The organism is Pseudomonas sp. GL_093, from assembly GCF_057837605.1.
In genome coordinates this window covers 3,139,985-3,152,961 of sequence record NZ_CM174448.1, presented here as the reverse complement: position 1 = coordinate 3,152,961, position 12,977 = coordinate 3,139,985, and the positions used below count along the sequence as shown (strand labels likewise).

Genomic DNA, 12,977 nt, shown 5'->3' with positions numbered 1-12,977 from the left:
TTGGCTCCTGTCGATGGGCAACGGTCAGGCCTTCTCGACCTTCATGCGGCCGACCATTTCCATGTGCAGCGCATGGCAGAACCAGCTGCAGTAGTACCAATGCAGGCCAGCCTTGTCGGCGATGAAGGTGATCGATGAGGTCTGCTGCGGACTGATCTCCATGCTGACGCCATGGTTGGTCATCACGAAGCCGTGGGTCACGTCTTCAATCTGGTCGATGTTGGTGATGGTCACCGTGACCTCGTTGCCCTGTTTGACGGTGAACTCCGGCAGGCCGTAAGCCGGGGCCATCGAGGTCATGTAGACGCGGACTTTGTTACCGTCGCGGATGACCTTGTTGTCGGTCTCCAGCTTGATCCCGTCCTTGGCGGCGATGACCACGGTTTCGGCAAAAAACGGGTCGTTGCGGTCCCAGATCTTTTTGGTCTTGATCTGGTCGCGGCGGGCCATGACGCAGTCGTGGGGTTCGGCAAAGGCCGGGCCGTCGTGCACCAGTTTCATTTCCTCGCCGGAGATATCGATCAACTGATCGTTTTCCGGGTGCAGCGGGCCGGTCGGCAGGAAGCGGTCCTTGGAAAACTTGCTGAGCACCATCAGCCATTGGCCGTCGGCCTCACTGGTTTCAGTCAGCGACGCATGGTTGTGCCCCGGCTGATACTGCACGTCGAGTTTCTGCTTGATGTAGTTGACCTTCTCGCCGGTGTAGGCGCGAACGGCCTCTTCCACGTTCCACTTCACCACCTGACTGTCGATAAACAGCGTGGTGTAGGCATTGCCGCGGCCGTCGTAAGTGGTGTGCAGCGGACCCAGACCCAGCTCGGGCTCGCCGACCACCGCGTCACGCGGATCCTTGAGTTTGTCGTCGAACAGATCATCCAGCTTCGCAGTGGCGATGATCGTGCAAGTGGGCGAGAGTTTGCCGGCGGCAATGAAGTACTTGCCATCGGGCGTCATATTGATCCCGTGGGGGTTCTTCGGCACCGGGATGTAACGCGTGAACGCGCTGTCCTTGCCGTCGTTTTTACGGCCGTCGACCACCGGGACTTTGGAGCCGTCCAGGGTAATGAACTTGCCAGCCTTGATCGCCGCTTCGATGCGCGGGATGTTGAACACCACCACCCAGTCGCGCTCGTTGCGCATCATGCCGCCCAAGTCGTAGGCCTTCTCCGAGTTGTAGCAGGTCGAGGCCGCGTACTTGCCGGTGTAGTCGGCGTCGGTGTTATCGAGGTTGCCGTCGACGATGACCTGGAAGGCCATTTCCATCTTCTCGGCATCAATGGCGTTGAACATCGTGTAGCTGTTCTTGTCTTGCAGGTCGAAGGTGCTGCCGTCATTGGGATGCGGAATCACGAATTCGGCATTGGCGAACACGTACTTGGTGTGCGGCACTTTTTGCAGGCGCAGCCCGTGAACGGCCTGCACATTGGGCACGGTGAGCATCTTGTCGCACTTCATGATGTCCAGACGGATACGCGCAACGCGGCTGTTGGCCTTGTCGTTGATGAACAGGTATTTGCCGTCGTACTTGCCGTCGGTCATCGACAAGTGCGGGTGGTGGCAGTCGCCATTCTGGAAATGCGCGCTGTCGCCCATGATCCGTTTGCTTTCGTTGGTCAGGCCCCAACCGGTGGCGGAATCGACGTTGAACACCGGAACACGCAACAACTCGCGCATCGACGGAATGCCCATGATCCGCACTTCACCCTGATGGCCGCCGCTCCAGAAACCGTAGTACTGGTCCAGCTCGCCCGGCCCGACGTGGGTTTTCAGTTGCGCGTCCTTGGCCGCTGCCGCCCAGGTCTCACGGGTGAACACCGCGCCACCGATGGCCGTGGCACCGGCCAGTACCGCGCCGGTCACCGCGCTGGTGCCCAGGAAGCCGCGACGACTGAGGCCGGTCGGTTCCGGCACTTCAGTGGTTTTTTTGGATTCTGTGTCGTTCATCAGGTGTTTTCCTTGAAGGGATAAAAACGGTCACTGCGGACAGGCGCTCGCGGGGTTCATTCCAGAGCGGTCACTTCCACGACAGGTATCAGTTGCACAGCAGCGGGTGCCGCTTTGCCGCGCTTCTTGCGCTGGTTGATCAGCGGCGGGCATTTGTTGTCGTTCTGGTAAGTCATCTGGCAATCGAGGCAGTAATGGCACTCGTTGGCATTGATCCGGCCGTCGGGATGAATGGCCTGGATCTCGCATTCCTTGGCGCACAGTTGGCAGGGGGTGCCGCAGTCCTTGCGGCGTTTGAGCCAGTCGAACAGGCGAAATTTGCTCGGAATCGCCAGCGCCGCACCCAACGGGCAGATGTAGCGGCAATAGACTTTGCGCGTGAAAATATTGATGACCAGCAGCGCCACCGCGTAGAGCACAAACCACCACTGGCGGTCGAACCTGAGGGTGATGGCGGTCTTGAACGGTTCCACCTCGGCGAACAGTTCGGCGGTGGACATCGACTCCAGGGAGATGCCGAACAGCAGCAGCAAAATGATGTATTTGATCGCCCACAAGCGCTCATGCACGGCGAAGGGCAATTCGTATTGAGGGATTTTCAGCTTGCGTGCGGCCTCGTTGATCAACTCTTGCAAGGCGCCAAACGGACACAGCCAGCCGCAGAACACGCCGCGACCCCACAGCAGAATGCTCGCGGCGGCGAAGACCCAGAGCATGAAAATCAGCGGATCGGTGAGAAACAGTTCCCAGCGAAAATGATCGAACAGCGCATGGGCGAAGGTCAGGACATTGACCACTGACAACTGCCCCAGCGCATACCAGCCGATAAACACCACGGTAAAGACCAGATAACCGCGGCGCAGCCAGTGCAGAAAATGCGGCCGGCGGGTGAACGTATCCTGCAGGAACAGGATCGCCGTCAGCAGCAGCAACGCAGTCCCGAGCACGGCGATCTGGAAGGATTTCTGGTACCAGATGTTCAACCACATTGGCCGACTGGCTTCTTCGAGGGCCGCCAGTTCTTCAGCGCTGGGCAGTGGGCGCTCAAGGTAGGGCTCGGGCAATTGATAGGCCAGTTCGAAGCTGCTGAACGTGCCACTGAGCGGGCCGGTCTGGCGTCGCACCAACAACTCCAGGGACCAGGGCGATCCCGGATCGAACTTCGCCGGTTCGCGCACAATGAAAATCGACATTTCAGTGAATTCCGGCATGCCCTTGGCAAACACATCGGAGAGCCGCTGATGGTCCATGTCGCGAAAACTGATGACGTTGCCGAACTGACGCAATTGCACCCGATCGAAGATCCCGCCGCGCACATACCCCGAGCCTTTATAGGAAAACAGCCCACGACCCAGCACCGCGATGGCCTGCTCGCCGGGCTTGAGGTCTTGCATGAGGAAGCGATATTGATTGTCGCCCAACAACGCGCGGCCGATGGTCGGCGGATTCAGGTCGGCGGTATAGAGTTCGATAAAGGTTTCATCAACCTGATCGGCGCTGGCGTTATCGACGCCTTCGGCATCAGTGCCCTTGAAGGCTACGTCGACTTGTCCACGGGTCAGGTTCAAGCGGCGGATAGCGCCGTTGCCGGTCAGTTGTTCCCAGGTGGCGGGCTCGAAAAAGTCCTGGCGCACGATGGCGGCCTTGCGTGCCACACCAGCCGTGTCCTCGATCAGCTTGAGCGATACGGCCACTTCGTGGGCGGCGCGCATGATGACCTCGTTGACCACCATGGCGGTGACGGTTGCGCCGGCGATGGCATCGACGGTGACGGCATTCGGGTCACTGGAATGGCCGACGACCACCCGCTGACTGACCTTGATCCCTTTGTATTTCGCGCTGAAGCCGTGAAGTTTTGCCTCAGGAATGCCAATCAGCAGAATCGGCTCGTGGTGTTCCAGCACATAGGCATCCTGAATCATGCCGGTGGTGTCGAGGATCACCTGGGTGTTGATCGGTTTGCCCGAGTAGGCCGGAATATCCACCACGTCCAGGCTCTGGAACACATAACCGAGCACCTTGCCGGCGGCGGACAGCGTGCGCACCTTGAACCGGCCTTCGGGGGCGGAAACGGAATCGGTCTGAGGGAAGGTTTTCTCGATGCGCTGCTGCTCGATGTCACCGTATTGCTTGGCCTGCGCTCCTTCGAAGGTGGCGAGCATCAGCATCAGCAGAACCACCAGCCCGACGCCCCAGGCGCGCAGGTTGGCGTGTATCGAAGGCTGATGGATTGTCATGGGTTCGCTGATTTCAAAAGGGCTTTCGGTCATGTTAGGGAGCGTCGCGCCCCCTGCCCTTGATTGAAATCAACTTAGGAAATTAGCCCCGGGAGACCAGTTAAGCCATATCTGCCGCAACGCAAACCTTGTAGCAGCTGGCGCAGCCTGCGTTCGGCTGCGCAGCAGTCGTAAAACCTGAATACACGGTGAGTCTGACACTCCGCGTTGGCTGATTTTACGACTGCTGCGCAGCCGAACGCAGGCTTCGCCAGCTGCTACAGAATTTGCGTTGCGGCTGAAATGGTTTGACTGATCAGCATTAGGCTCCAGGGTCTCAAACCGTGCGTGAAAACTGGCCTTTTTGCTCACCGCCCAGATAGGCGTCAAACGCCATCGCGGCACTGCGCATCATCAAATGCCCTTGTGGCAACAGCACCAATTCGTCGCGGTGAATCTGCAGCAGCCCATCGCGCACATGCTCGCCCAGCTGCGCCAGCGCCTCGGCAAAGTACTCGGTGAAGCGAATGCCATGCCGCGCCTCATACTTCTCAAACGCGATACGGCCGTGGCACATCAGGTCGCTGATCACCTCGCGGCGCAACAGGTCGTCGGCGTTCAAGCGGTAACCGCGATGCACCGGCAACAACCCTTGATCGATACGGGCGTAGTACTGCGATAGCTCCTTGACGCTTTGGCTGTAGCTGTCGCCGACCTTGCCGATCGACGACACCCCAAGGCCGATCAAATCGCAGTCGGCATGGGTGGAATAGCCCTGAAAGTTACGCTGCAGGGTGCCGTTGGCCCGGGCCAGCGCCAGTTCGTCATCCGGCAAGGCGAAATGATCCATGCCGATATAGACATAACCGGCCTCGGTCAGACGGCGAATAGTCAGCTCGAGCAGTTCCAGCTTGCGCTCCGGTGGCGGCATGTCGGCGGGACGAATCAGCCGTTGCGCGCGGACCATCTCCGGCAAATGCGCGTAGCTGTAGGCGGCAATCCGGTCCGGACGCAGCGCGATGATCTTGCTCAGGGTGACGTCGAAACTCTGCACGGTTTGCAGGGGCAAGCCGTAGATAAGGTCGACGCTGATCGACTTGAATTGCGCCTCGCGCGCCGCAGCGACCAGCGCATAAATCTGCTCTTCACTTTGCTGGCGATTGACCGCTGCCTGCACGTCGGGGTCGAAATCCTGCACGCCAAAACTCAGGCGATTGAAGCCCAACTGGCGCAGCGACTGGATCTGCTCGGTGCTGATCGTGCGCGGGTCGACCTCGATGGAAAACTCATGGTCATCGCTGTCATCCATGTTGAACGCCTGGTGCAGGCAGTCCATCAGGTCCGCCAGCTGCTCGCTGGTCAAATAGGTCGGCGTGCCGCCCCCCAGGTGCAACTGAGTGAGTTTGCGGGTGTTGTCGAACAAGGCCGCCTGCATCGCGATTTCACGCTTGAGGTACTTCAGGTACTCGACGGCGCGATGGGTTTTCTGGGTAATGATTTTGTTGCAGGCGCAGTAGTAACAAAGGCTTTTGCAGAACGGGATGTGGATGTACACCGACAACGGTTTCGGCGCGGCCACCTGATTGCTGTCACGGGCGGCACGCTGATAGTCGTCAACGGCAAACGCCTGGTGAAACTGCGGCGCCGTGGGGTAAGAGGTATAGCGCGGCCCCGGGCGGTCGTACTTTTCGACCAGGGCGCGATTGAAATCAAAGGTCGTGTTCATGATCGATCAACTCGCAATGGGATTAATGCTTCGCACCGCCCAAATCCTTTTCAAACAGGTTGCAGATGGCATCCACTTCTGGCCGACCGGCGGGAAGGATGCTGATGAAACGGTCTGACAATTCAATCAACCCATCCCGGCTCAATTGCTCCAGCAACGGCCAGACGGCGGAGAAGTACTTTGAAAAAACCAGCCCATAGCGCCTCTCGATGGCGCGGATATCCAGTTCCTGATCACAGGCCAGGCGCTCCATGACCATTTGCCTGATCTGATCCCCCGCCTCGAAGCGCCAACCTCGACACGTCGGCAATTGCCTCATGTCCAGTTGTTGTTGATAGCGTTCAATCTCGTCGGTGTTTTGCGTGTACAAATCGTCGATCTGGCTGATCGCGCCCAAACCAAATCCAACATGATCGCAATAGCCGTGACGGGAGAAACCCTCACAGGTACGGCGCAACCGGCCTCGCTCTTGAGCGACCGCCAAATCATCATCGGGCCGGACAAACTGCCCCAGACCGATGTAGTGATAACCCGCGCAAAGCAGTTGATCAAAGCAGATCTGGCGCATCGCGCCTTTATCGTCCTGGCTGCACAGCGCTCTGACTTTGTCACCGAGCACCGGACGATAGCGCCGTGGTGGCCGGGCATAATCGAACACCATCAGCCGGTCCGGTTCCAGCTCGATAATGCTCGCCAGCTTCAGCGCAAAACTGTCTGGCGTCTGCCAGGCATGGCCAAAACCCAGATCGACGTTGATGGATCGAAAACCAAAGGTGCGCGCCGCATCCATCAGCGACTGGATCGGCGCCGGGTTCTGGTAGCACGCCACCGACCTGTCACAGTCGGTGTCGATATCCGGCACACCGATGCTGACGTGATTGAATCCCTGATTGCGCAGCAACCCCATGGTCGACCAGTCGGTGTGGTGAAGGTCCACCTCGACGCTGTAGTCGCCACCTTCATGTTCGAGAAAGTTGAACCGGCCACGCAGATGACTCATCAGCCGCTCCAGATGGGCAGGTGCGGGAGTTCCGCCCCCCAGATGAAACTGCTCGACCCGTTGCTCCGCACCCAGGTGACAACCGACGAGGTCGATTTCCTGCTCCAGGTGCTGAAGGTACTGCTCGATACCGTCGTGCTCGCCGGCGATATCACGCGGGGAACAGGAAGACGGTTTGAGGCTGGAAGGCAGCTGCACGTTCAGGGACAGCGGACGGCACTTCTGGCGGCTGACGCGCAATGCACGAAGCAGGTCCAGAGAGCCAATACCGTCATGAAATTTTTGTGTGTCGGCATGGCAGTTAGGGTCAAGCACGCCTTGATCGCACCGGGCGATCTCGCCTGGGTTGTGAAATAAATCGAGCATGACGGTCTCCGAGACTGGCTGCGGACTTTCAGTCTCCGGGTTTAACCATCAATGCTCCTTGATTTGCATCAAGCGCAAGCGAAGTGTCTGCACAACGGACCACCGGTCAAACCCGATTACCACGTCAGGTAAAACATGCCCTTGGCCAGCAGCACGATAACGACCATGTGGCAGAACAGGCTGCCATGGATGAAGTGCAGGTATCGCGGGCTCATCCGGCCGGTTTTGAACAACAACATGGCGCCGAGGAAATGCAGCAGCACGCTCACGGCCACCGCGATTTTCAACGCCAGCAATGTGCCGAACGATGAGGCCAGTGGTGAGGCCAGGGCTGGCAAGTAACGCAACCAGACCATGCCCAGCCCCGCACCGAACAACACCAGCAGCACCCACGGCATCAGCGAGCGGGCCCGGCGTCCGATGCCCTGCTCCACCAGCAGCATCACCCTGGCGGGTAGCTGTTTGCGGATGCTTTCCAGGAACAGGACTTCGAAGAACACCGTGCCGATGAAGATCAGCGCGGCAAACAGGTGCAAGGTCAGAATCAGCGGATAGATCATGGTGTTTTCGCCTTGGGTCAAGGCAACCCGCGCTACGGCGAACATTGGGGTGAGCGCACTGGCTGTCGGTCTCTTGAGACTACAGAGACCGCCTGGTTATGCGGTTGATACCGATCAAGAAAGCCGTTTAAAACCCCCAGGCTCGTGTGCATATCCGTTTTTGCGGTCATGGCTGCTGGCGGTTTCGCTTTTACAGCGAGTCACTTTCGAAAAGCGCGAAAGTAACCAAAGCGCTTTTGCCCCTTTCGTTCGGTGCCTCGCTTAGGCTCGGCATGCCCTCGCTCCGGTCCTGCTCCGTGGGCCCGCCGCCATCGGCCATCCATGGCCGGGGGCGGCTAACCCGGCATCCATGCCGGGTTGCCCACTGCGCAGAACCTCCACTCGGCCTCTCGAGGGGGCGACTACCGCAAAAGCATCGCGAGGCGGCCTACCGGCCGGCCTGTCTCTTCAAGCGTACGCATTCCCCTGTGGGAGCGAGCCTGCTCGCGATCAGGCCCTGTCAGTCGACATCAATGTTGAATGTAAGTCCGTCTTCGCGAGCAGGCTCGCTCCCACGGTTGGATTTTTGGCGGGCATGACATAGGTGTCCGCCGCCGATGACCTTGGCAGACATCAGGTCGGCTATCAGGCCGCCTCGCTTTGGCTTTTGCTCTTGAAGCGCGAGGCGGCCTACCCGGCCGGCCTGTCTCTTCAAGCGTACGCATTCCCCTGTGGGAGCGAGCCTGCTCGCGATGAGGCCCTGTCAGTCGACATCAATGTTGAATGTAAGTCCGCCTTCGCGAGCAGGCTCGCTCCCACAGTTGGATTTTTGGCGGGCATGACATAGGTGTCCGCCGCCGATGACCTTGGCAGACATCAGGTCGGCTATCAGGCCGCCTCGCTTTGGCTTTTGATCTTGAAGCGCGAGGCGGCCTACCGGCCGGCCTGTCTCTTCAAGCGTACGCATTCCCCTGTGGGAGCGAGCCTGCTCGCGATGAGGCCCTGTCAGCCGACATCAATGTTGAATGTCAGTCCGCCTTCGCGAGCAGGCTCGCTCCCACAGTTGGATTTTTGGCGGGCATGACATAAGTGTCCACCGCCGATGACCTTGACCGACATCCGGTCGGCTATCAGGCCGCCTCGCTTTGGCTTTTGATCTTGATCTTGATCTGCCCCGTCGGAAGGCCGAGCGCAGGTTCTGCGCAGTGGGCACCGCGGCATGGATGGCCGATGGCGGCGGGCACACGGAGCAGGACCGGAGCGAGGGCATGCCGAGCCACAGCGAAGCACCGTACGTCAGGGGCAAGAGCGTTTGGTTACTTGGCGCTTTTCCAAGTGACCCGCCGTAAGGGCGGAACCTTAAGTCGCCATCACCGCAGAAACGGATATGTCCCCCAACCTTAGTGACGCTGACCGGTCTAGTGCCCGCGAATGTAATGCTCCAGCTGCCGAATCAAATCCGCCTGCTCAACGATAGCTTCCTTGACCAGATCCCCAATCGATAACAGCCCCATCAGCTCGCCACCCTCCATCACCGGCAGATGACGCAAATGGCTGTCAGTCATGACCGCCATGCAACGCTCAATACTCTGCTGACTGTCAGCCGTCACCACCGGCGCGCTCATGATGTCGCGCACCGGCGTACCAACCGAAGAGCGCCCCTGCAGAACGACCTTGCGCGCATAGTCGCGCTCGCTGATCACGCCGACCACCTGCCCGGCCTCGATCACCGGAAGCGCGCCCACGTTCTTTTCGGCCATGATCCTCAGGGCTTCAAGGACCATCTCATCGGGCGCGATGCTATGCACCTGGCGGTTTTGCACGACCTTGAGTTTGAGCAATTGTGCGGCTGTTTTCATAAATGCCTCCGATGCGGATACGCGATGCTGTTGAACAGGCTCAAGCCACCCCGACTTCCACCACGCCGCTGTTCAACCGCACGGGCCAGACACGCAGACGCTGTTGCGGGTACTCCAGGCAGCTGCCGTCCTCAAGACGGAAATGCTGTTTGTAGATCGGCGATGCAACCACCAGATCACCCTTGATGCTGCCCACCAACCCGCGACCGATGACATTCGCCCCGGATTGCGGGTCATGGTTGTCGATGGCATAGAGGGTCCGACCCTCCGCACTCGGCAGGTAGAACAGCGCCACTTGCGCGCCATCGAGCCAGACGACAACGCCTGAGTTGCTGACCAGGTCCTGTTGCTCGCACACCGTTTGCCAGGCCTCGGTGCTTTCCAGGGAATCGATGCGTTGGGTATTGGACTGGCTCATCAGGCAATCTCCTCGATAACAGGGATAAGGTTGAGTTCGGCGGCCATGATCGGGCGCCGCTGGCCGCGTTCCTGGACAAAGTGGATGTCCGGGTCCGGGCGTTTATCGTTGACGAAGGTACGGAAGCGTTTGAGTTTTTCCGGGTCTTTGAGGGCGTTGGCCCACTCGCATTCATAGCGATTGACCACCAGTTGCATCTGCGACTCGAGCTCTTCACCCAGCCCGAGGCTGTCGTTGATGATCACGTCCTTGAGGTAATCGAGGCCGCCCTCCAGGCTTTCGCGCCACACCGAGGTGCGCTGCAATTTGTCGGCGGTGCGGATGTAGAACATCAGGAAGCGGTCGATGTAGCGGATCAGGGTCGCATCGTCGAGGTCGGTGGCGAACAGCTCGGCATGCCGTGGGCGCATGCCGCCGTTACCGGCGATGTAAAGGTTCCAGCCTTTCTCGGTGGCGATCACGCCAACGTCCTTGCTCTGGGCCTCGGCGCATTCCCGGGTGCAACCGGACACTGCGAATTTGAGTTTGTGTGGCGAGCGCAGGCCCTTGTAGCGGTCCTCGATGGTCAGGGCCATTTGCACGCTGTCTTGCACGCCATACCGGCACCAGGTGCTGCCGACACACGACTTCACCGTGCGGGTCGATTTGCCGTAGGCATGCCCGGTTTCAAAACCGGCTTCGATCAGCTCGGCCCAGATGTCCGGCAGTTCATGCAACTGCGCGCCAAACAGGTCGATACGCTGGCCGCCGGTGATTTTGGTGTAGAGGTCGTATTTCTTCGCCACCACACCGATCGCGATCAGTTTGTCGGCGGTGATCTCGCCACCGGGGATGCGCGGTACCACCGAATAGGTGCCGTTTTTCTGCATGTTGGCCATGAAGGTGTCGTTGGTGTCCTGCAGCGGCACCAGTGACGCGTCCATGATCGGCTGGTTCCAGCACGACGCGAGGATCGAGCCCACCGCCGGTTTGCACACGTCACAACCGGTGTGGCCACGGCCATATTTGGCCAGCAGTTCTTCGAAAGTGATCACCCCTTCTACCCGCACCAGCGCATAAAGCTCTTGGCGGGTATAGGCGAAGTGTTCGCACAGGCTCTTGTCGACGCTGACGCCACGGGCGATCAACTCATGCTCGAAAACCTGCTTGAGCAGCCCGGCACAACCACCGCAACCGGTGCAGGCTTTGGTCTGCGATTTGAGCAGGCCGAGGTCGGTGCAGCCACCGTCGATGGCCGAGCAAATGGAGCCCTTGGTGACGTTGTGGCACGAGCACACCGTGGCCGCTTCGGGTAACGCGCCCGGGCCCAGCGTCGGCGCGCCTTCGGACGACGGCAGAATCAAACTGGCGGGTTCCGCCGGCAGCGCAATCGCGTTCTGCATGTATTGCAGCAGCGTGTCGTAATAGCTGTTGTCACCGACCAACACCGCACCGATGACGTGCTTGCCCGTCGCGTCCACCACCAGGCGACGATAGCTGGCCGTGGTTTCGTCGATGAACTGATAACTGCGCGCGCCCGGCGTGCTGCCGTGCGCGTCGCCGATGGAGCCGACATCGACGCCCAGCAGCTTGAGCTTGGTCGACATGTCCGCGCCCATGAACGGCTCGGCGGTTTCGTTGCACAGCAATGCGGCAACACCGCGCGCCATTTGGTAGCCCGGGGCGACCAGGCCAAAAATGCTGCCGTTCCACGCGGCACACTCACCGATCGCATAGATGTTCGGATCGCTGCTCTGGCATTGGTCGTCAATCACCACACCGCCGCGCGGGCCGACTTCCAGCGAGCATTGGCGGGCCAGTGCGTCTTGCGCACGGATACCGGCGGAGAACACGATCAGGTCGGTTTCAAGGAATTCGTCATTGGCGAAGTTCATCCGGTAACGGTATTCCTCGCCTGCGCTGATCGATTGAGTGCCGCGCGACAGGTGCACACCGACGCCGAGGCATTCGATCTGTGCCTTGAGTGCCAGGCCACCGTACTCGTCCAGTTGCACCGGCATCAGGCGCGGGGCGAATTCCACCACATGCGCTTCCAGCCCCAGGGTTTTCAGGGCGTTGGCCGCTTCCAGACCGAGCAAGCCACCGCCGACCACCACACCGCGTCGGGCGTTGCTTGCTGCGGCACGAATGGCGTCGAGGTCTTCAAGGGTGCGATACACCAGGCGCGAATCGCCCTCGGCGCCTTCGATCGGCGGCACAAACGGATAGGACCCGGTGGCCAGCACCAATTTGTCGTAAGAAATGCACCCTTGCGCGGTGATCACCTGACGGCGGGCGCGGTCGATTTCCAGGACCGGCACCCCCAGATGCAGCGTGACGCCCGGGGTCTGGTACAGCGAGGCTTCACCGAGGGCCAGCGACTCGGCATCACGGCCGGAGAAATACTCGGAAAGGTGCACGCGGTCGTAGGCACGCATCGGCTCCTCGCTGAACACGTGCAGCCGATACTGATCAAGGGCACCGCGTTCGATCAGCTGTTCGACACAATGATGTCCGACCATGCCATTGCCGATCACGATCAGCGTTTGCAGCTTGTTCAAAGTGGCAACATTGGAATTCATAAGAGACACCCGTCGATAGCTGTTCAAAAAGCAAAAAAAAACGCCTGAAACCTTGCGGTTCCAGGCGTCTTTGCCTGTTCGTTTACGGTGCTAAGTCAGGCATCTATGCCGGATCCACCGATGTTGCCCGCGACCTGTTCGGCCAATCGATCGTCGTTGACCGAGGGGGCTGCCCACTCGACTGCATTCACAGTGGGCCTGAACAGTGTCTTGCAGACTTTGTGCCAGTCGGCTATTGGCAGTCCTTGCGCCAGTAAACGTTGACCACGGGTGCCCATCAAAACCCGATGTTTGCCTTCGCATAGTGCAGAGGCGTGTTGCGCGGCCTTATAAAAGTGCACAAAGACG

The 12,977-nt window shown here is 59.7% G+C and carries 8 protein-coding genes; all 8 read right to left on the bottom strand.

Translation table 11 applies throughout. The annotated features are described in order from the left end of the window. Window positions 1–24: 24 nt before the first annotated feature. The gene (nosZ, locus tag AC3IUE_RS14570; protein ID WP_489268842.1) at window positions 25–1,947 is read right to left on the bottom strand and encodes a TAT-dependent nitrous-oxide reductase; all 1,923 of its coding nucleotides are present in this window, start codon (window positions 1,945–1,947) and stop codon (window positions 25–27) included. 53 nt (window positions 1,948–2,000) lie between these two features. Further along, on the bottom strand, window positions 2,001–4,214 hold the full coding sequence (gene nosR, locus AC3IUE_RS14565; protein WP_489268327.1) for a transcriptional regulator NosR: 2,214 nt from the start codon (window positions 4,212–4,214) through the stop codon (window positions 2,001–2,003). Window positions 4,215–4,497: 283 nt separating this feature from the next. Beyond that, a complete protein-coding gene (hemN, locus tag AC3IUE_RS14560; protein ID WP_489268325.1) occupies window positions 4,498–5,886 on the bottom strand; it encodes an oxygen-independent coproporphyrinogen III oxidase in 1,389 nt (462 codons plus the stop codon). A 22-nt stretch (window positions 5,887–5,908) separates the two neighbouring features. Further along, window positions 5,909–7,252 (bottom strand): oxygen-independent coproporphyrinogen III oxidase, encoded by a 1,344-nt coding sequence (locus tag AC3IUE_RS14555; protein WP_489268323.1) that lies wholly within the window; start codon window positions 7,250–7,252, stop codon window positions 5,909–5,911. 116 nt (window positions 7,253–7,368) lie between these two features. After that, window positions 7,369–7,812 carry a CopD family copper resistance protein gene (locus AC3IUE_RS14550; protein ID WP_489268840.1) on the bottom strand — a complete coding sequence of 148 codons (444 nt, stop codon included), beginning with the start codon at window positions 7,810–7,812 and terminating at the stop codon, window positions 7,369–7,371. Between the two features lie 1,397 nt (window positions 7,813–9,209). Further along, a complete protein-coding gene (locus tag AC3IUE_RS14545) occupies window positions 9,210–9,650 on the bottom strand; it encodes a CBS domain-containing protein (RefSeq protein WP_046046902.1) in 441 nt (146 codons plus the stop codon). A gap of 40 nt (window positions 9,651–9,690) precedes the next feature. Next, complete coding sequence (gene nirD / locus AC3IUE_RS14540; RefSeq protein ID WP_489268320.1) at window positions 9,691–10,068, bottom strand: nitrite reductase small subunit NirD; 378 nt, start codon at window positions 10,066–10,068, stop codon at window positions 9,691–9,693. After that, entirely contained in the window at window positions 10,068–12,629 is a 2,562-nt protein-coding gene (nirB, locus tag AC3IUE_RS14535; RefSeq protein WP_489268318.1) for a nitrite reductase large subunit NirB, read from the bottom strand. Before nirB ends, nirD begins: the two co-directional genes overlap by 1 nt. Between the last annotated feature and the right edge of the window lie 348 nt (window positions 12,630–12,977).